18 protein-coding genes and 1 rRNA gene are annotated in these 18,827 nt (G+C 69.8%); 15 read left to right on the plus strand and 4 right to left on the minus strand.

Going from position 1 to position 18,827, the window contains the following annotated elements; translation table 11 throughout:
* The 9 genes from rrf to ACFRKB_RS06790 form a co-directional block, all read left to right on the plus strand.
* Positions 1–91: ribosomal RNA gene (gene rrf / locus ACFRKB_RS06750) — 5S ribosomal RNA — on the plus strand; the annotation flags it as partial.
* 73 nt (positions 92–164) lie between these two features.
* Positions 165–809: an HAD family hydrolase gene (locus ACFRKB_RS06755; RefSeq protein WP_383103913.1), complete on the plus strand. Its 645-nt coding sequence runs from the start codon at positions 165–167 to the stop codon at positions 807–809.
* Positions 810–900: 91 nt separating this feature from the next.
* A complete protein-coding gene (locus ACFRKB_RS06760; protein ID WP_383103915.1) occupies positions 901–2,139 on the plus strand; it encodes an MFS transporter in 1,239 nt (412 codons plus the stop codon).
* Positions 2,108–3,280, plus strand: coding sequence for an acetoin utilization protein AcuC (locus ACFRKB_RS06765; RefSeq protein ID WP_383103916.1), 1,173 nt, complete (start codon positions 2,108–2,110; stop codon positions 3,278–3,280). Before ACFRKB_RS06760 ends, ACFRKB_RS06765 begins: the two co-directional genes overlap by 32 nt.
* Positions 3,281–3,391: 111 nt before the next feature.
* The gene (locus ACFRKB_RS06770; protein ID WP_383103917.1) at positions 3,392–4,207 is read left to right on the plus strand and encodes a phosphatase; all 816 of its coding nucleotides are present in this window, start codon (positions 3,392–3,394) and stop codon (positions 4,205–4,207) included.
* Positions 4,208–4,335: 128 nt separating this feature from the next.
* Entirely contained in the window at positions 4,336–4,548 is a 213-nt protein-coding gene (locus ACFRKB_RS06775; RefSeq protein ID WP_014046653.1) for a helix-turn-helix domain-containing protein, read from the plus strand.
* A gap of 187 nt (positions 4,549–4,735) precedes the next feature.
* Positions 4,736–4,834, plus strand: coding sequence for a 30S ribosomal protein bS22 (locus tag ACFRKB_RS06780; protein WP_003948845.1), 99 nt, complete (start codon positions 4,736–4,738; stop codon positions 4,832–4,834).
* 160 nt (positions 4,835–4,994) lie between these two features.
* Entirely contained in the window at positions 4,995–6,032 is a 1,038-nt protein-coding gene (locus ACFRKB_RS06785; RefSeq protein WP_383103919.1) for an NAD-dependent epimerase/dehydratase family protein, read from the plus strand.
* A gap of 1 nt (position 6,033) precedes the next feature.
* Entirely contained in the window at positions 6,034–7,071 is a 1,038-nt protein-coding gene (locus ACFRKB_RS06790; RefSeq protein WP_383103920.1) for a lysophospholipid acyltransferase family protein, read from the plus strand.
* A gap of 94 nt (positions 7,072–7,165) precedes the next feature.
* On the opposite strand, the gene ACFRKB_RS06795 is transcribed toward ACFRKB_RS06790, so the two are convergent.
* From ACFRKB_RS06795 to ACFRKB_RS06805, 3 genes are all read right to left on the minus strand, one after another.
* On the minus strand, positions 7,166–8,386 hold the full coding sequence (locus tag ACFRKB_RS06795) for a DUF5667 domain-containing protein (RefSeq protein WP_383103921.1): 1,221 nt from the start codon (positions 8,384–8,386) through the stop codon (positions 7,166–7,168).
* A 299-nt stretch (positions 8,387–8,685) separates the two neighbouring features.
* Positions 8,686–9,480 (minus strand): ECF subfamily RNA polymerase sigma factor, BldN family, encoded by a 795-nt coding sequence (locus ACFRKB_RS06800; protein ID WP_383103923.1) that lies wholly within the window; start codon positions 9,478–9,480, stop codon positions 8,686–8,688.
* A 377-nt stretch (positions 9,481–9,857) separates the two neighbouring features.
* A complete protein-coding gene (locus ACFRKB_RS06805; RefSeq protein ID WP_383103925.1) occupies positions 9,858–10,802 on the minus strand; it encodes an HAD family hydrolase in 945 nt (314 codons plus the stop codon).
* A 158-nt stretch (positions 10,803–10,960) separates the two neighbouring features.
* On the opposite strand from ACFRKB_RS06805, the gene ACFRKB_RS06810 reads away from it, so the two are divergent.
* From ACFRKB_RS06810 to hemB, 6 genes are all read left to right on the plus strand, one after another.
* Positions 10,961–11,239 carry a glutaredoxin family protein gene (locus ACFRKB_RS06810; protein ID WP_383103927.1) on the plus strand — a complete coding sequence of 93 codons (279 nt, stop codon included), beginning with the start codon at positions 10,961–10,963 and terminating at the stop codon, positions 11,237–11,239.
* Between the two features lie 365 nt (positions 11,240–11,604).
* Positions 11,605–12,414 carry a redox-sensing transcriptional repressor Rex gene (locus ACFRKB_RS06815; protein ID WP_383103929.1) on the plus strand — a complete coding sequence of 270 codons (810 nt, stop codon included), beginning with the start codon at positions 11,605–11,607 and terminating at the stop codon, positions 12,412–12,414.
* Positions 12,411–13,766 (plus strand): glutamyl-tRNA reductase, encoded by a 1,356-nt coding sequence (locus tag ACFRKB_RS06820; RefSeq protein WP_383103930.1) that lies wholly within the window; start codon positions 12,411–12,413, stop codon positions 13,764–13,766. Before ACFRKB_RS06815 ends, ACFRKB_RS06820 begins: the two co-directional genes overlap by 4 nt.
* On the plus strand, positions 13,763–14,740 hold the full coding sequence (hemC, locus tag ACFRKB_RS06825) for a hydroxymethylbilane synthase (RefSeq protein WP_383103932.1): 978 nt from the start codon (positions 13,763–13,765) through the stop codon (positions 14,738–14,740). The genes ACFRKB_RS06820 and hemC overlap by 4 nt, the downstream gene beginning before the upstream one ends.
* The gene (locus tag ACFRKB_RS06830) at positions 14,737–16,395 is read left to right on the plus strand and encodes a bifunctional uroporphyrinogen-III C-methyltransferase/uroporphyrinogen-III synthase (protein ID WP_383103934.1); all 1,659 of its coding nucleotides are present in this window, start codon (positions 14,737–14,739) and stop codon (positions 16,393–16,395) included. Before hemC ends, ACFRKB_RS06830 begins: the two co-directional genes overlap by 4 nt.
* Positions 16,396–16,627: 232 nt before the next feature.
* Positions 16,628–17,617, plus strand: a complete 990-nt coding sequence (gene hemB, locus ACFRKB_RS06835; protein ID WP_383103936.1) for a porphobilinogen synthase — start codon at positions 16,628–16,630, stop codon at positions 17,615–17,617.
* 111 nt (positions 17,618–17,728) lie between these two features.
* Here the strand turns inward: hemB and ACFRKB_RS06840 are convergent, their stop codons facing one another.
* Positions 17,729–18,496, minus strand: a complete 768-nt coding sequence (locus tag ACFRKB_RS06840) for a DUF4232 domain-containing protein (protein ID WP_383103937.1) — start codon at positions 18,494–18,496, stop codon at positions 17,729–17,731.
* Between the last annotated feature and the right edge of the window lie 331 nt (positions 18,497–18,827).

Consider the following 18,827-nt stretch of genomic DNA (forward strand, 5'->3'; position numbering starts at 1 on the left):
GCCCGGTTACATTCCGAACCCGGAAGCTAAGCCTCACAGCGCCGATGGTACTGCAGGGGGGACCCTGTGGGAGAGTAGGACGCCGCCGAACAATCTTTGTGGGAATGCCCCGCACCTCTGGTGCGGGGCATTTCTGCGTTCTGGGTTCGGATTAGGCTCCCTATATGCGCTACGAACTGATCATCTTCGACAATGACGGTGTCCTTGTCGACAGTGAGCCGCTCTCCAACACCATCCTGGCCGCCTATCTCACCGAACTCGGCCATCCCACGTCCTACGAGGACTCCCTGCGGGACTATATGGGTGCCGCTGTTCATCGCGTCCATGACCTGGTGAAGGAGCGGACCGGTCGTCTTCTGCCCGACGACTTCGACGACACCTTGCACGCTCGCGTCTTCGCCGCCTTCGAGCGGGAGTTGGAGCCCGTCGACGGTGTGACCGAGGTGCTGGAGAAGCTGGCCGGCGATGGGGTGTCGTACTGTGTCGCCTCCTCCGGGAGCCATGAGCGGATCCGCGTCGGGCATCGGAAGACCGGGCTGAACCGGTGGTTCGAGGACAGCGTCATCTTCAGCGCGCAGGACGTCGGGCGGGGCAAGCCGGCGCCCGATCTCTTCCTCCATGCCGCCGAGCGCATGGGCGTGGCACCCGAGCGCTGCGCGGTTGTGGAGGACAGCCCCCTCGGGGTCCGGGCCGCCAGGGCCGCGGGTATGGATGTGTACGCCTTCACGGCGATGACGCCCGCCGACCAGCTTCCGTGCTCCACCGGTTACTTCAGCAGGATGGCCGAACTGCCGGGACTTCTTGCCTGATCCGTTCCCGGATCTGCCGTGAGACGGGGCCTGGGACGGGCTGTGGGATTTATCTACCCATGGGTAGAGGAACGTCCTACGCTGTCCGGCCATGACAGACGCGCGCTTGCGGCACGGTCGGCTCTCTCTGGCGCTGAGTTTCTTCGTCCAAGGGGTGACCTTCGCGCTGCTCGTGACGCGTATCCCCGCCATCCAGGACCGGTACGGGATATCCGACGCGCTCCTCCCCGCCTTCCTCGCCGCCGTGCCGGTCCTCGCCGGCGTCGGCAGTGTCGTCACCGAGAAGCTGGTCGCGCGGGTACGGCCCGGGGTGGTGTTGCGCTGGGCGCAGCCCGTCGTACTGCTCGCGCTCCTCGGCGCCGGGGCCGGTGGTGGCGAAGTGTGGCAGCTCGGCATCGCCCTGGCGGCGTTCGGGCTGTCGGTCGGGGCGCTGGACGCGTCGATGAACATGCTCGGGGTCAGCCTTCAACGGGCGTACGGCCGGAGCATCATGCTCGGCTTCCACGCCGCGTACAGCCTCGGTGGGATCGCCGGGGCCTCGCTGGCCTGGGTGGGCGCGCACGGGGATCTGTCGTTGCTGGTGTCGTATCTCCCGGTGGTGGCCGTGCTGTTGCCGGCCGCGCTGATCGGCAGCCGTTGGTACGCGGACGCGGACGCCGACACCGACGTGGATGCCGACACCGAAGCCGGGCATGTGGACGGAGACCAGTCCCGGGTCGCCGCGAGCAAGCCAGTCGCGTTCAAGCTGCTCCTGCCCCTCTGTCTCGTCATGGCCTTCGCCTACATCGGTGACTCCACCGTGTCGAACTGGAGCGCCAAGTACCTCCAGGACGTCCTCGGGAGCTCGGAGGAGCTGGCGACCGTTCCGTACAACGCCTATATGGTCACCACACTGCTGGGGCGTGCCGTCGGGGATCTGGGCGTGCGCCGGTTCGGTCCGGTGGCCGTCGTACGGTGCGGGTCGCTGCTCGCGGGGGCCGGGTTCGCGGTGGTGGCGCTGGCGCCCGGCGCCTGGATGGGGATCCTCGGGTTCACGATGCTCGGGCTCGGGCTGTGTGTGATCGTGCCGCAGACTTTCGCGGCGGCCGGACGACTGTTTCCCGCCGCAAGTGACACGGCCGTGGCGCGGCTCAATATCTTCAACTACGTGGGTTTTCTGATCGGATCGCCGCTGGTGGGAGCCCTTGGGGACGTGTGGAGCCACCGGGGCGCGATGCTCGTACCGATGGTGATGGTTTTGGTGACGCTCGTGTACGCCCGCTCGTTCGGGACGGAGCGGGACCGATACGGTGGCGGGCATGAGCGGCCGCGCACGGTTGATGTGGGATGACGCAGTAACGGGATACGACTTCGGGCCCAGCCATCCGATGGATCCGGTACGGCTCGTGCTGACCATGGGGTTGGTGCGGGCGTACGGGCTGGACCGGGCGGCGGACGTGGTGGCCGCGCCGGCCGCCGGGGATTCGACGCTGCGCCTCGTCCATGAGCAGGAGTATGTGGACGCGGTACGGCGGGCCTCGCTGGATCCGCGCGCTGCCGACGGCTCGTACGGCCTCGGCACGCCGGACGATCCGGCCTTCGCGGGGATGCATGAGACGTCGGCGCTGATCGCCGGGCAGTCGGTCGGTGCGGCCGAGGCGGTGTGGCGTGGGGAGACCGCGCACGCCGTGAACTTCGCGGGCGGGCTGCACCACGCGATGCCCGGGGCCGCGTCCGGGTTCTGTATCTACAACGACGCGGCCCTGGCGATCGCGCGGCTCCTGGAGCTGGGCGCGGAGCGGGTCGCGTACATCGATGTGGACGTGCATCACGGGGACGGTGTCCAGACGGCGTTCTGGGAGGACCCCCGGGTGCTGACGGTGTCGCTGCACGAGCATCCGCGGACACTCTTCCCGCAGACCGGCTGGGCCGAGGAGACCGGGGGCGGCGCGGGCGAGGGCAGCGCGGTGAATGTGGCGCTGCCGGCCGGGACGGGGGACGAGGGCTGGCTGCGGGCGTTCCACTCGGTGGTGCCCGAGCTGCTGGCGGACTTCCGGCCACAGGTGCTGGTGACGCAGCACGGCGCGGATACACATTTCGAGGATCCGCTGGCGCATCTCGCGGTGTCGCTCGACGCGCAGCGCGCTGTGCAGGCGTCCTGTCATGACCTGGTGCACGAGTATGTGGACGGCGGGCGGTGGATCGCGCTGGGCGGCGGCGGGTACGCGGTCGTCGATGTGGTGCCGCGGTCCTGGACCCATCTGGTGGCGATCGCCGCGCACGCGCCGATCGATCCGCTGTCGGAGGTGCCGGAGTCCTGGAAGGACGAGGTGTACGCGCGGACGCGGCAGCTGGGTCCGGGGCGGATGACGGACGGGCGGACGCCGGCCTGGCAGCCGTGGGACGCGGGATACGATCCGGCGGACCGGCTGGACCAGGCGGTGCTGGCGACGCGTAAGGCGGTGTTCCCGCTGCGGGGGCTGCTGGCGTAGCGACCACCGGGCGCTCAGCCGGCTTGGCGGAACGGTTCCCTGTTACGCCAACTGTGGGGTGAATCAGGGGTTCCAGCCCGCGGGAGTGCCGTAAGCGGCAGGATCGGGCGGGTGTTGAGCACCGGAGCGCTGCGGGCGCATCTGCTGGCGGCCCGACTGGCCGGACCCGTGGCCACCTCGCGTGAGGCGAGCCTGCGCAGCTACCGTCTCTTCGCCGCACGCGATCCACGGGCGACGCTCGGACTCGATCCGGAATGGGCATGGAATGAGCAGGACTTGCTCAAGCTCATGGCTGACAAGTGTGGAGTTTCCGCCGATTCCGATCATGTGGCGGGCCCCGATGTCATCGACCCCGAGCGGACGCTGACCGCGCTGGACGCCTTCGCCGGCCGGCTGGGCGCCGTGGCGGAGCGGAGGGCTCCGGTGCTGCTCGGGACGGGGCATCCGCATCGGCTGCTCGGGTTCTACGGGGAGCTGGCAGACGCTTTGTCGGCGGCGGGATGTCTCGTCCTCACCCCCGCGCAGGGGCGATGTGTCGACATAACGACCCGGTTCGGGGTACGTACGTACAACCTTGACTACGTACGGGGAGTCGCGCTGATGCGGGATCCCGGAGTGCGACGCGCGGGGCGTGAGACCGGCGCGCACACCCATTCACCCCTCCCGGTCCGGGTGGCGCTGGAGGGGGTGGCGGAGTCCGGGGGCCCGCTGCCCGAGCTCGTCGTGGGCGATCATGGATGGGTCTGCGGGGCAGGTCAGCTGGGCATTGAGGCCATCGGTCTCGCCGATACGGACGACCCCGCGCTGTTCGTCGGGGAGGCGGAGGGGCGGGTGTCCGTGGCCGTTCCCCTCGATGACGCCGTGCGGTCTGATTACTACCGGCCGCTTACGCGCTATGTACTCAATCGAGCGTGTCTGTCACAGTAGGCGGCCGAAGGCTGCTCCTCTTCCCCACTCGCATCACCCGCCCCTAGTCTGGTGAGTGAGCGCACAGCGACGAAGAGTTACCGGAGGGGAAGCCGGTGGCCGTCGCGTGCGGAAGGTACAGGTGGGTCATGGCTGCTGGCAGCGAGAGGCCTCTCAACGAGGTCAAGTTCCTTACCGTGGCGGAAGTCGCCTCAGTGATGCGAGTGTCGAAGATGACCGTGTACCGCTTGGTGCACAGCGGTCATCTGCCGGCGATCCGGGTGGGCAGGTCATTCCGGGTTCCGGAGCAAGCGGTTCACGAGTACCTCCGCGAGTCATTTGTGGGGGTCGAGTCTGCGTGATGCCGAGACCGGTACGGCTCGTTCCCCGTCGCGGCGAGCGTCGCGACGGGGTGCGTGGCGCCGGGAGAATCACCTCGGGTGTCCCTCGGATTACGCCCCTCACTCGGCGGCGGGTAGGCTAGGCCGACGTAGGTCGTGTGGGCCCAGACGCCCCGCACCGAGTGAAGAGAAGTGAGCGAGGGTAGTCGTGGGCTCTGTTATCAAGAAGCGGCGTAAGCGGATGGCCAAGAAGAAGCACCGCAAGCTGCTCAAGCGCACCCGCGTTCAGCGTCGCAACAAGAAGTAGCGGCAGCTGATCGTGTATTCGCGGCCCTTCCACCGACACGGTGGGAGGGCCGCGGCGTTTGCCGGTCAAGAAATGGTGTGGCGCGCCGTACGGTCACCATGGCGCGATACCGACCCGATACGGTGGCGCCCACGGAGACTTTCAGGGGAAGGCGCTGATCTTGGGCAAGGTCGTGCTCGTGACAGGAGCGGCCCGTCAGCTCGGAGGCCGTTTCGTACGGCGCGTTCAGCGTGATTCCGATGTCGACCGGGTCATCGCCGTGGACGTGGTCGCGCCCGCGCATCAGTTGGACGGGGCGGAATTCGTCCGCGCGGATATCCGGCAGCCGGTGATCGCGCGGATCCTCGCCGAGCACGGAGTCGACACCGTCGTCCATCTGGATGTGACGGGCACTCCGCTGGGCTCCGGCGGGCGGGCCGCCGTCAAGGAGAACAACGTCATCGGGACGATGCAGCTGCTCGGCGCCTGCCAGAAATCGCCGACGGTGAAACGGCTCGTGGTCAAGTCCAGTACCAGTGTGTACGGTTCCGCGCCCCGCGATCCCGCGGTCTTCACCGAGACCACGCCGCCCAAATCGCTGCCGAGCGGCGGCTTCGCCAAGGACGCGGTGGAGGTCGAGGGATACGTACGCGGCTTCGCGCGCCGCAGACCGGATGTGGCGGTCTGCGTGCTGCGGTTCGCCAATATCCTGGGGCCCGCGGCGGATACCCCGCTCGCCGAATATCTCTCGCTGCCCGTGCTGCCGACGGTCTTCGGCTATGACCCGCGACTCCAGTTCGTCCACGAGGACGATGTCGTCGACGTCCTGCTGATCGCTTCCGGCGAGCCCCGGCGCGGGACGCTCAACAGCGGGACCTTCAATGTCGCCGGCGAGGGCGTACTGCTCCTCTCGCAGTGCTCACGGCGGCTGGGGCGGCCGACGGTGCCGGTTCCGCTGCCCGCCGTGACCTGGGTCGGCTCGGCTCTGCGTACGGTCGGGATGACGGACTTCGCACCGGAACAGATCAGGCTGCTGACCCACGGCCGGGTGGTCAGTACGGCCCAGCTGCGCGAGACACTGGGCTTCGTGCCCCGGTACACGACCGCGGAGACCTTCGCGGACTTCGCGCGCGCCCAGGGCGCCGGGCTGCTGCCGCCCGAGGCGGTGGCCCGTACCGTCGACCGGCTCTCCACTCTCGTCAGCAAGGAGCGCACCTGACATGGCCGATGCCAAGGTCATCCCCTTCGGTGATGAACCGAGGCCGAGGCGTGGATCCGCCGGCGGCCGGCGGCAGCACGCCAAGGACGGCGCTCCGAAGCGCTCGCAGGGGCCGGGGGCGGGACCTGCCCCCGTACGCGACACGGCACCGCTGGCGCCCGTACCGGAGCCGGAGCCGGAGCACGAACCGGCCCCCGCGGGCGGCTGGGAGCGGCGGCTCGCGGGCGGGCTGGCGTTTCTGCGCCGGCGGGTCACCGGCGAGTACGACATCGACGAGTTCGGGTACGACAAGGAACTCACCGACCAGGTCCTGATGTCGCTGATCCGGCCGCTCTACGAGAACTACTTCCGGGTCGAGGTGAAGGGCATCGAGAACATCCCGTCGGAGGGCGGGGCGCTCGTGGTCGCCAATCACTCGGGGACGCTGCCGCTGGACGGGCTGATGATGCAGGTCGCCGTCCGCGACAACCATCCCGCGGACCGGCATCTGCGGCTGCTGGCGGCCGATCTGGTCTTCATGCTGCCCGTGGTCAACGAGCTGGCGCGGAAGGCCGGGCACACCCTGGCGTGCGCGGAGGACGCCGAGACGCTGCTTCAGCGCGGCGAGGTCGTCGGGGTCATGCCGGAGGGCTTCAAGGGGCTCGGCAAGCCGTTCGGCGACCGGTACAGGCTTCAGCGGTTCGGCCGCGGCGGGTTCGTGTCGACGGCGCTGCGCGCGGGGGTGCCGATCGTGCCGTGCTCGATCGTGGGCGCCGAGGAGATCTATCCGATGGTCGGCAACTCGCGGACGCTGGCGCGGCTGCTGGGGGTGCCGTACTTCCCGATCACGCCGACGTTCCCGTGGCTGGGGCCGCTGGGCATGCTGCCGTTGCCGACGAAGTGGACGATCCAGTTCGGTGTGCCGATCCCGACGGACGGCTATCCGCCGGAGGCGGCGGAGGATCCGATGCTGATGTTCAATCTGACGGATCAGGTTCGCGAGCAGATCCAGCACACGCTCTACAAGTTGCTGGTGCAGCGGCGGTCGGTGTTCTTCTGACCCCCTCTGCGCATAAGGGGAGGTGCTCCGGTGGAGCACCTCCCCTCACGCACAACTGATCCGCTTTCGCCGATCCGCTTCTACTGAACCGGTTTCACTGATCCGCGTCCTCGGCCTTGAAGCCGAGTCCGGGCAGCAGATCCGGCAGCAGCGGCGGGATCGTGACGTCCGGTCCGGGACGGTCGGAACCGTCCTGGTGCTCGGACGGGGACGGGGTGACGCTGCTCTGCGGCGGGTCGAGCAGGCCGCCTGTGCTGCCGCCGAGCAGGCCCTCCTCGGACGCGCTGTCCGCGTCCGGTCCCGACGGGTCGGGCCGCTCGCCGGCGTGCGAGCCGCTTCCGCCGGCCTCGCTCGGTGCCGAGGGCGACGGATGGGGATGGCCGGTGCCGGCGGAGTCGGGTGTGGAGCCGGGGTGCGTGGCTCCCGCGTGTTTCTCCGGCGCGCGCGGCAGCAGTGACTGCAGCGGAGCGACCTCTTCGTCTATGGCGTCGAAGACCGAACTGACTTCGTTGCCGACGTCCGTCAGCTGTACGGGCAGCCGTTCGCGCAGCCCGTTCCAGGCCTGGCGGTGCGAGGCGGAGAACGATGAGAGCGTGGCGATCGGGCCGAGCGAGCCGTCCCGTTCGTATGCCTGGTGGAGCAGGCGGTGGCCCTCGGTGACGTCGTGCTTCATCCCGCTCAGCGTGCGCCGGATCTCGGCCATTGATTCATGGTCGAGCCGGCCGGAGCGGCCCCGCTCCATCAGCCGGCGGGTCTCGCTGAGCCGGGTCGAGGCGTGGTCGAGATACAGCTCGCCGCGGTCGGACTCGTCGTCCGCGAGATTGAGCTTGAAGTCCTCCATTCCTCGTTTCAGCCCGTACAGCGAGTCACCGGGCAGGGCGTCGGAGCTGGCAGCGGCGACTCCGCCGAAGGCGCCCGCCGCCACACCGACTGTGAGCCCGCCCGCCGCAAGTCCCTTGGACCAGCGGGATCTGGGGCGCAGTCTCCGGAGGCGGGAGGCCCGGTGGGCGCCCCGTCCGGACTTGCGCTGCTCCGGCACCGTTGGGCCCGGAGTCGCCCCCCCGGCGGCTGTGTCCTCCAGCAGCATGGCCTCCATGGCTGCCACGAGCTGTGCCCGTTGCACCATTTTGACCTCGGGGTCCAGCGTCGGTTTCGGCAGTTCACCGAGACCACTCGCCAGGGCCAACAGCCGCCCCTGTTCGGCCGGTTCGGCCGACTCGGCGGGCTGTTCGGCCGCCGCGCCCTGGACCGTCTGGTCTTCCAGGGCCTGGGCGAAGGCGTTCGCCCGCCGGTGTGCCGAAACGTTCGCGATCACTGGCGGCACCTCCTCTCGTCATGACGATCGACTCCCCTGGGGGTCCGGAAGGTTGCACGCCTTGAGCACATCCACACGATTGAGTGAGTGGCTGCGGGCATGGCGTGACCGCAGGGAGCCTGCATCTCGCACAACGAGCGTCGCGGCACATGGGTTACGCGCGAAGGATGATCGGACCAGCGCGTCACCAAGGCGTCACCGACGGTGAGTTGGGTCCGGGGTGGGGGTGGGCAGAGAGGGGACGGCCGGCTGGAGGAGGGTGGGGGGACGGCCGGGGACAGCGGCGGTCGGTCGTGGGGTCAGCGGGCGTCTTCGGGCAGCAGCCGGGCCAGCGTTCGTACGGCTCGGTACTGCAAGGTTTTGATCGCTCCTTCGTTCTTGCCCATGACGCGGGCCGTCTCGGCGACCGAGAGACCTTGCAGGAAGCGCAGTGTGACGCACTCCTGCTGCTGCGGGTTGAGCTTGCGTACGGCTTCGAGCAGTGCCGCGTTCGAGAGCGACTCCAGGACGGAGTCCTCCGGGCTGCGCTCCACCTCGTTGGCGTCGAGCATTTCGCCCGTGGTCACTTCGAGCCGGAAACGGCTCGATTTGAAATGGTCCGCGACCAGGTTCCGGGCGATCGTGACCAGCCAGGCGCCGAAGTCGCGCCCCTGCCAGGTGAAGGTGGAGATGCGGCGCAGGGCGCGCAGGAACGTCTCGCTGGTGAGATCCTCCGCGGTCGCCTTCCCGCCCACGCGGTAGTAGATATAGCGGTAGACGGTGTCGCTGTACTGGTCGTACAGCCGGCCGAAGGCCTCGGCCTCACCGGCCTGGGCGCGCTCGACGAGTTCCATCATGCGGGCGCTGTCGCTGTCGGCGCTGGGCCGACGGGCGGTGGTCGAGGCGGCGGCGCTGCTTCGACCCCCCCGTCTGCCGACCGCCGCACCACCGCTCGCCAGGGCATAACAAGGACCGATAGGGCCGCTCACGGCAGGGGCCGGTGCGGCGAGGGCGGGGACGGCGTACGCGGTGGGGACGAAGCCGCGCAAGTGGTCGAGGACCGTTGCGCGCAGCGTAGCCAGGCCCGAGGCGTCAACCCCGACGTGTGGGTACACGGGACTCCCAGAGGCAGAGCTTCCATCACGTGCAGTGCGGGACCGTTCACTCGTCGTGGCGACGTGTGGGGTCCGGTATGCGTCTGAGGAGAATAACGCTTCGTACAGGCAGTGCTACACCCAGTTGCTCAAATCATCGATTACGTCGCTTCCATGACGCCTAAGCGGCGTATCTAGTCGCACATCGTGACCATTTACTGATCGGATTGCGTCAAGATCTGCCTGCTCTCGTGATGGGTTGTGCCTGAGTGACGGATGTACGTACGGCCCCGCGGGGAGTCCCGTGGGGCCGTACGTGTCGATTTGTCGCCCGGCGGCGTGTCTCCCGGGCGTGTCGCTCGTTGCGGCCGGTCCGGCCACGCTGAGTCAGCGGTGAGTCAGCGGCGACGGCGGTGCAGGGCGACCGCGGCCGCCGTACCGCCCGCGAGGGCGCCCACTCCGGCCGCCGCCGGGATGCCGACCTTGGCCGCCTTGCGGCCGGTCCGGTAGTCGCGCAGCCGCCAGTCAAGACGGCGCGCGTGCTTGCGGAGCTTGGTGTCCGGATTGATGGCGTACGGGTGTCCGACCAGCGAGAGCATCGGGATGTCGTTGTGCGAGTCGCTGTACGCCGCGCAGCGGTCCAGGTCGAAGCCCTCGGCGGCGGCCAGGGCGCGGACGGCCTCGGCCTTCGCGGGGCCGTGCAGCGGTTCGCCGACGAGCCTGCCGGTGTAGACGCCGTCGACCGATTCGGCGACGGTGCCCAGGGCGCCGGTCAGGCCGAGCCGGCGGGCGATGATCGTCGCGGTCTCGACGGGCGCGGCCGTCACCAGCCAGACCTGCTGGCCCGCGTCCAGGTGGGCCTGGGCGAGCGCGCGGGTGCCGGGCCAGATCCGGTCGGCCATGTACTCGTCGTAGACCTCCTCGCCGATGGACATCAGCTCGGCGACCCGGTGGCCCTTGACGATGGACAGGGCGCTGTCGCGGGCGTCCTGCATGTGCTCGGGGTCCTCGACCCCGGCCAGCCGGAACCAGGTCTGCTGCCAGGCGAACCGGGCGAGTTCGCGGCGCTGGAAGAACTTCCGCTTGTACAGGCCGCGGCCGAGGTGGAAGATCGCGGCGCCCTGCATCACGGTGTTGTCGAGATCGAAGAAGGCGGCGGCGCGGTGGTCACCGAAGACGGGGAAGTCGGGCACCTCGTCGGCCTTGGCGGCGGCCTCGGCCTCCGACGCGGCGTGCGACTCCTGTGTGGACCTCAGTCCTGCCTCGGCTGCGGCCTCGCCTGCGAGCACGCTCCGTGCGGTGGCGGAGCGCTTACGGGGGGTGAGCCATCCCAGTGCGGCCATATCGTGAGCATAGCCAGTCTGTTCGGTACTTCCCGACGCGTGGGGATGCCGCCGGGTGAACTCTCCACGGCCGGTGCGTTAATCCGCTGATCGGGCGATCCCGTCGCGGCTGTGGACGACCGGCGCCGCCGCGGACGGACCGGGCGGAGAATGGCCGCATGAGTCCCCTGCTGCGACGTACGACGAAGAAGAAGGCCGGCGAGCGGATGGTGACGCTTGTCTCGAAGCCGGGATGCCATCTCTGTGACGATGCCCGCGCCGTGATCGAAAAGGTGTGCGCGGAGACCGGGGCATCATGGGAGGAAAAGGATATTACGCAAGACGAGGCGCTGCATCGCGCGTACTGGGAGCAGATTCCGGTGGTCCTGGTGGACGGGGAGCAGCACACATTCTGGCGGGTGGACGCCGATCGCCTCCGCCGGGAACTGGGGGGCTGAAGGGAAAGACGGTTACCATCGTGGGCGCTTTGCTGGGTTTTCTCTGGTGATCACGCTCCGGGCCGCGAGGGTGGTCCCGAGGTGTCGCCGGGCGTCCGGGGATCGGTCCCGGGAGGACAGGGGGAGCGGTCTCGGGGGCGTATTCGTAAGGAGTGTGTGCGGTTTTGCCCCCTTCGTGTGTGCAACGGGTTGACGCGGTCCCCGGTTCCACTGTCGTGGGATCGACGCGCGTGACCCCGGTCACTTTGCTCGGACAAAGCGGACACAATCTTTGTGCACGCGTTCACAAAGACATAACCTGCATTCGACGGGGCGGTCCAGGGACATACGACCGCCTGCAGCCTCGCTCATCCCGCAGGAGCACCGTGGCAACTGGCCGAACTCACCGACCGGCGACCCGTAGCCGAGGAATCCCCGAGGCCACCGTCGCCAGGCTTCCGCTGTATCTGCGGGCGCTGACCGCTCTGTCCGAGCGTTCCGTACCCACGGTCTCCTCCGAAGAGCTCGCGACCGCGGCCGGGGTCAACTCCGCCAAGCTGCGGAAGGACTTCTCCTATCTCGGCTCCTACGGGACGCGGGGTGTGGGCTACGACGTCGAGTACCTCGTCTACCAGATCTCCCGTGAGCTGGGGCTGACGCAGGACTGGCCGGTCGTCATCGTCGGTATCGGTAACCTCGGCGCCGCGCTCGCCAACTACGGCGGGTTCGCCTCCCGTGGGTTCCGGGTGGCCGCGCTCATAGACGCCGATCCCGCGATGGCGGGCAAGCCGGTCGCCGGGATGCCGGTCCAGCACACGGACGAGCTGGAGAAGATCATCACCGACAACGGCGTCTCGATCGGGGTCATCGCGACCCCCGCGGGCGCCGCCCAGCAGGTCTGCGAGCGGCTGGTCGCCGCCGGTGTGACCTCGATCCTCAACTTCGCGCCGACGGTGCTCTCCGTGCCGGACGGGGTGGACGTACGCAAGGTCGACCTCTCCATCGAGCTCCAGATCCTCGCCTTCCACGAGCAGCGCAAGGCCGGCGAGGGGGCCGCCGCGGAAGCGGAGCCGGCCCCCGGGCGCGGGAGCGCGCCGGGCGCCGCGGACGTGGACGTGGACGCGCCGGAGGCGGACAGCGCCGCCGCGGGCCGGAAGGGACCCGACGGGGACGTCCCCGCGGTGATGCCGGCATGAGTCTCCTGGTCGTCGGAGTGAGCCACCGCAGCGCACCGGTGAGTGTGCTGGAGCGGGCGTCCCTTGCCACCGACACACAGATCAAGCTGTTGCAGGACTCGCTGGCCGCGGAGCCCGCGACCGAGGCCGCGGTCCTCGCCACGTGCAACCGCATAGAGCTGTACGCCGACGTCGACAAGTTCCACGCCGGGGTCGCCGAGCTGTCCACGCTCCTCGCCCAGCACAGCGGCGTCGGTCTGGAGGAGCTCACCCCGTATCTCTATGTGCACTACGAGGACCGGGCCGTCCACCATCTCTTCTCGGTGGCCTGCGGGCTGGACTCGATGGTCGTCGGCGAGGGCCAGATCCTCGGCCAGATCAAGGACGCGCTGGCGCTGGGGCAGGAGCTGCACACCGCGGGCCGGCTGCTCAACGACCTCTTCCAGCAGGCCCTGCGGGTCGGCAAGCGCGCCCACAGCGAGACCGGGATCGACCGGGCCGGGCAGTCGCTCGTCACCTTCGGACTGGAGCAGCTCGCCGCCGGCGGCGCCGTGGACGCCTGGGCCAAGAAGAAGCGCGCGCTGGTGATCGGCGCGGGCTCGATGTCCTCGCTGGCCGCCGCGACACTCGCGCGGATCGGCGTCGACGAGATCGTCATCGCCAACCGCACGGCCGCGCGCGCCGACCGGCTCGTACAGATCCTGACCGAGCCCGGCTCCACCGGCGTCCTCGCGCGCGCCGTCGACATGAACGCCCTCGCCGACGAGCTGCCGCGCGCCGATGTCGTCGTGTCCTGCACGGGCGCGACCGGACTGGTGCTGACCGCCGACGCCGTCGAGGCGGCGGTGCACAGCCGTACGAGCCGGCTGGACCTGCTCGACCTCGCCATGCCCCGGGACATCGACGCCGCCGTGCACCGCCTCGGCGGGGTCCGGTTCGTGGACATCGAGTCGCTGGCCGAGGCGTCCGCCGACGCCCCCATGGCCGCCGACGTCGATCAGGTGCGCGCCATCGTCTCCGACGAGGTCGCGGCCTTCGGCGCCGCCCAGCGCGCCGCTCACATCACACCGACCGTGGTCGCGCTGCGCGCCATGGCCGCCGATGTGGTGAGCAGCGAGGTCGCGCGCCTCGAAGGCAGGCTCCCCGGGCTTGACGACAAGCAGCGCGCCGAGATCACCAGGACCGTGCGCCGCGTCGTCGACAAACTCCTGCACGCGCCCACCGTGCGGGTCAAGCAGCTGGCAGGCGAGCCCGGCGGTGCCGGGTACGCGGACGCGCTGCGTGAACTCTTCGACCTCGACCCGCAGACGGTCGCCGCCGTCAGCCGGGCCGACCTGAATGACACCGACGGTGTAGGCAGAGGGCGAGTATGACCGAGAAGGCACTGAGGCCCGAGAAGCCGCTGAGGCTCGGAACCAGGCGCAGCAAGCTCGCCATGGCGCAGTCCGGCCAGGTGGCGGACGCCGTGCGGGAGCTGACCGGGCGGCCGGTGGAGCTGGTCGAGATCACCACGTACGGCGACACCTCCCGCGAGCATCTCGCGCAGATCGGCGGCACGGGCGTCTTCGTCACCGCGCTGCGCGACGCGCTGCTGGCGGGCGAGGTCGACTTCGCCGTGCACTCCCTCAAGGATCTGCCGACGACCCAGCCCGACGATCTGACGCTGGCGGCCGTGCCGCGTCGCGAGGACCCCCGGGACGTGCTGATCGCGCGCGACGGGCTGACCTTCGGGGAGCTGCCCGCGGGCGCCCGGGTCGGTACGGGGTCGCCGCGCCGGATGGCGCAGCTCAACGCGTACGCGCGCAACCACGGCCGCACCATCGAAACCGTACCGATCCGCGGGAACATCGACACCCGGATCGGCTATGTCAGCGGAGGGGAGCTCGACGCGGTCGTGCTCGCCGCCGCCGGGCTTCACCGCATCGGCCGGATCGACGAGGTGACCGAGTTCCTGTCGGTCGACACGGTCCTGCCCGCCCCCGGCCAGGGGGCCCTTGCTGTCGAGTGCGCCGCGGTCAACGTGGACCTCGCCGCAGTGCTCGCCGAGCTCGACGACCCGTACACCCGGGCCGCCGTGACCGCCGAGCGTTCCCTGCTCGCCGCCCTGGAGGCCGGCTGCAGCGCACCCGTGGGTGCGTTGGCCGACCTGCTGGCCGACGGACAGGTTGTCAACGAAATGCGCCTGCGCGGCGTCGTCGGCACGACCGACGGCTCGACGCTGGTGCAGCTGTCCACCACCGGTCCCGTACCCACGTCGCACGGCGACGCCATCGCGCTCGGTCGCGAACTCGCGTCCGAGATGCTCGCCAAGGGTGCGGCCGGTCTTATGGGGGAGCGAGCACTTTGAGCCCCACCACCTCTGACCTTCCAGCCTGCTCCGCATCGGGGCACGTCACCTTCCTCGGTGCCGGACCCGGAGATCCGGGTCTGCTGACACTCCGCGCCGTCGAGGCGCTCGCGGGGGCGGATGTACTGATTGCCGAGCCTGATGTGCTCGAAGTCGTACGCAGCCATGCCAGGGCGGGTGTGCACACCCCAGCGCTGACGGTTGTTGACGATGTGTCAGCAGCCGCCGGGATCCCCGCGATCCGGGATGCGGCCAATCTTGTCATGGAGGCCGCGCGGGGCGGCAAGCGGGTCGTGCGTGCGGTCTCCGGTGACCCGGGGCTGGACGGCGACGCGGGCACGGAGATGCTCGCCTGTGCCACCGCGGGCATCCCCTTCGAGGTCGTCCCCGGCATCGCCGCCGCGGTCGGTGTGCCGGCGTACGCCGGGGTACCGCTGCGGGATGCGCAGGGTACGGACGTACGGCTCGTGGACGCCAGGACGGCCAGCGAGCGGTGCTGGACCGAGGTGGGCGTGAGCGACGGCACGGTCGTCGTCTCCACCACCCTGGAATCGGTCGCGTCCGCCGCCGGTGAGCTGGTCGCGGCCGGCCGCAAGCCGGACACCCCGATGACCGTCACCGTCGCCGGTACGACCACCCGTCAGCGCACCTGGAACGCCACGCTCGGCACCATCGCGCAGATCCTGAAGCAGGCGAAGGTGCTGCCCTCCCCGGAGGGACACCAGCCCGTCATAGCCGTGGTCGGTGAGCGCAGTGCCGCCGCGCAGCGCGACCAGCTCGCGTGGTTCGAGTCCAAGCCCCTGTTCGGCTGGAAGGTGCTCGTCCCGCGGACGAAGGAGCAGGCCGCGTCGCTCTCCGACCAGCTCAGGTCGTACGGCGCGGTCCCGCACGAGGTCCCGACCATCGCGGTCGAGCCGCCGCGCACGCCCCAGCAGATGGAGCGCGCGGTCAAGGGCTTGGTCACCGGCCGCTACGAGTGGATCGCGTTCACCTCCGTCAACGCGGTGAAGGCGGTACGGGAGAAGTTCGAGGAGTACGGGCTCGACGCCCGTGCCTTCGCCGGGATCAAGGTCGCCGCGGTGGGCGAGCAGACCGCCGCGTCGCTCGTGGACTTCGGGGTGAAGCCCGATCTGGTGCCGTCCGGCGAGCAGTCGGCGGCCGGGCTGCTGGAGGACTGGCCGCCGTACGACCCGGTCTTCGACCCGATCGACCGGGTGTTCCTGCCGCGCGCCGATATCGCCACCGAGACGCTGGTGGCGGGCCTGATCGAGCTGGGCTGGGAGGTCGACGACGTCACCGCGTACCGCACGGTGCGCGCCTCGCCGCCGCCGGCCGAGACCCGCGAGGCGATCAAGGGCGGCGGCTTCGACGCCGTGCTCTTCACCTCGTCCTCGACCGTGCGGAACCTGGTCGGTATCGCGGGCAAGCCGCACAACGTGACGGTGATCGCGTGTATCGGCCCCGCGACGGCGAAGACCGCCGAGGAGCACGGGCTGCGCGTCGACGTCCTGTCGCCGGAGCCGTCGGTGCACAAGCTGGCCGAGGCGCTCGCCGCGTTCGGCACGCAGCGCCGCGAGGCGGCGAAGGAGGCAGGCGAAACGGTCACGCGGCCGAGCGAGCGCCGGCCGGGCAGCCGCAGGCGCCGTACGACCTGACCGCCGGGCGTATACCCCTGACCCGATGTGTGGGGGATGAACCGATCTGTGGGGCCGGGCCTGGGTGGCCGGGCCCCACGGTCGTTTCCGGCCTCGTCTCCGCCGTCGGCTCCCGGGCCCGTTTCCCGGTCGCGGTGTCGGTAAACAGGCGGGGATGCCGGGTTTATGGTCGAAGGTGGTCCGACGGTCGGCCGGGCCCCGACGAAGCAGCAGACCCAAGAGGCGACTGACGATGACTGTGCACGGATCCTTCCCCGGCTCGCGGCCCCGGCGGCTGCGGGTGAACCCGGTGATGCGACGGATGGTGGCCGAGACCCGGCTGCACCCGGCGGATCTCATCCTTCCCGCGTTCGTACGCGAGGGCATCAGCCGGCCCGTTCCCATCTCCGCGATGCCCGGCGTCGTCCAGCACTCGCTGGACACGATCCGCAAGACCGCGGTGGAGGCGGCCTCCGCCGGTGTCTCCGGGATCATGCTCTTCGGTGTCCCCGAGGAGGACAAGAAGGACGCGACGGGTACGGCGGGCACGGACCCGGACGGGATCCTCCAGGCCGCGATCCGCGCCGTGCGGGAAGAGGTCGGCGACGACCTGATCGTCATGTCCGACCTGTGCCTGGACGAGTTCACCGACCACGGCCACTGCGGGGTGCTGGACGGCCAGGGGCGGGTCGACAACGACGCGACCCTGGAGCGGTATGCCGAGATGGCCCAGGTCCAGGCCGACGCGGGCGCCCATGTGGTGGGCGCCAGCGGCATGATGGACGGCCAGGTCGGCGTCGCACGCGACGCGCTCGACTCCATCGGCAGGGACGACGTGTCGATCCTCGCGTACACCGCGAAGTACTCGTCGGCGTTCTACGGCCCGTTCCGGGAGGCCGTCGGCTCCTCGCTCAAGGGCGACCGCAAGACCTACCAGCAGGACCCGGCCAACGCCCGGGAGTCCCTGCGCGAGCTGGCGCTCGACCTCGAAGAGGGCGCCGACATGGTGATGGTCAAGCCGGCGCTGCCGTATCTCGACATCCTGGCGCGTATCGCGGCGGAGGTGGACGTGCCGGTCGCGGCGTACCAGATCTCCGGGGAGTACGCGATGGTCGAGGCGGCGGCGGAGAAGGGCTGGCTCGACCGCGACGCGGCGATTCTGGAGACCCTGACCGGCGTCAAGCGCGCGGGCGCGAACATGATCCTGACGTACTGGGCGACGGAGGTCGCGCGGAAGCTCTGACGCCGGAACGCCGGAACGCTGTCGCGGGGTACGGTCGCGACGTGATCGGGGCCCCGGCTGTTGTTCAGCCGGGGCCCCGATCAGGTTCGCGGTGCTACTCGGTGCGGGGCTTCACCAGGTGAGGGCGTCCGCCATCTCCCGCTGCCAGTACGTCACGGACGTGCTGTCGGAGATCTTCGTCCCCGAGGGGAGCGTGAGCGGGGCGGAGGGGGAGCCCACCGAGCCCTGGTTGGCGCGCCCCGTGAAGTAGACGGTCAGCTCGTTCGCCGGGATGTCCGGGGCTCCGTCGCCGCCCAGGGGGATCGAGGCGTAGGCGGACTCGCCCGGGGCGAGGGTGACGACGGCCTGCGGCTTGCTGTCCTCGATGACCTGCGTGGGGGCCTGGGCTTCGTCGAAGCGGAGGGCGGGGGCGTAGTAGGCGTCGCAGTTCTTGTTGCCGGTGTTGGTGACCGTCAGGAGCAGGTGGTTGATCGGGCGGTTCACCCGGGTGATCTTGACCTTGGTGTTGTCGCCGGTGCAGGCGGTGTACTTGGTGGTGCCGCTCTTGCTGTTGCCCGTGGTGTTGCCGGTGCCGGTGCCGGTGCCGGAGTGAGTGCTGGTGCCCGTGCCGGAGTTGGTGCCGGATTCAGCGCCAGAGTCAGCGCCGGAGTTGGTCTTGGGCGCGGCGTTGGCTTCGCTGCTGATCCGGTCGGCGGGCGTCTGCTGCTTCTCGTCCCCCTGCGACTGCTGCTCGGCCGGCGGCGGCGTGCTGACGGACGCGCCGGCCGCTCCGAAGTCCTTCTCGGCGGAGGAATCGCCGGTCCCGCAGGCGGTGAGGGCGAGGCCGGCGACGAGAGCGGAGGCGGCGACGGCGGCGGCGCGGTGACGGATCGTACGCATAAGGATTGAGCTCCCCGTTTCGATGCGGTGTGAGTGGTGCGGTCGGTGTGGTTGGTGCGGTCAGTTGCGGTTGATGATCGTGAGCACGACCGCTACGGAGGCGATCAGCACGACGACTGCCAACGCGTCAACCAGGCTGATACGGAATCGGGTTCTGATTGCTGCTCCCCGTTCGGCTGGTGCTGCACTCACCTTGCGGGGCCGCCGGAAGCGGCCGCAATCGGCAGGGGAGAATGGGGGAAGCTGGAACGCTCACGCGCACCTGACCTGGGGAGATGTGGTTTCCCTGGAACGCGTTCCTGGGACGGACCGGCAGGAACGAGGAGGGGGA

The sequence above is a fragment of the Streptomyces scopuliridis genome (assembly GCF_042790125.1).
GTDB lineage: Bacteria > Actinomycetota > Actinomycetes > Streptomycetales > Streptomycetaceae > Streptomyces > Streptomyces scopuliridis_A.

Excerpts from the sequence above, each read along its gene's own strand:
- ACFRKB_RS06790 (WP_383103920.1), top strand. The coding sequence starts at position 6,034 with ATGGCCGATGCCAAGGTCATCCCCTTCGGTGATGAACCGAGGCCGAGG.
- ACFRKB_RS06805 (WP_383103925.1), bottom strand. The coding sequence starts at position 10,802 with ATGGCCGCACTGGGATGGCTCACCCCCCGTAAGCGCTCCGCCACCGCA.
- ACFRKB_RS06755 (WP_383103913.1), top strand. The coding sequence starts at position 165 with ATGCGCTACGAACTGATCATCTTCGACAATGACGGTGTCCTTGTCGAC.
- ACFRKB_RS06810 (WP_383103927.1), top strand. The coding sequence starts at position 10,961 with ATGAGTCCCCTGCTGCGACGTACGACGAAGAAGAAGGCCGGCGAGCGG.
- ACFRKB_RS06820 (WP_383103930.1), top strand. The coding sequence starts at position 12,411 with ATGAGTCTCCTGGTCGTCGGAGTGAGCCACCGCAGCGCACCGGTGAGT.
- hemC (WP_383103932.1), top strand. The coding sequence starts at position 13,763 with ATGACCGAGAAGGCACTGAGGCCCGAGAAGCCGCTGAGGCTCGGAACC.
- hemB (WP_383103936.1), top strand. The coding sequence starts at position 16,628 with ATGACTGTGCACGGATCCTTCCCCGGCTCGCGGCCCCGGCGGCTGCGG.
- ACFRKB_RS06765 (WP_383103916.1), top strand. The coding sequence starts at position 2,108 with ATGAGCGGCCGCGCACGGTTGATGTGGGATGACGCAGTAACGGGATAC.
- ACFRKB_RS06775 (WP_014046653.1), top strand. The coding sequence starts at position 4,336 with ATGGCTGCTGGCAGCGAGAGGCCTCTCAACGAGGTCAAGTTCCTTACC.
- ACFRKB_RS06840 (WP_383103937.1), bottom strand. The coding sequence starts at position 18,496 with ATGCGTACGATCCGTCACCGCGCCGCCGCCGTCGCCGCCTCCGCTCTC.
- ACFRKB_RS06760 (WP_383103915.1), top strand. The coding sequence starts at position 901 with ATGACAGACGCGCGCTTGCGGCACGGTCGGCTCTCTCTGGCGCTGAGT.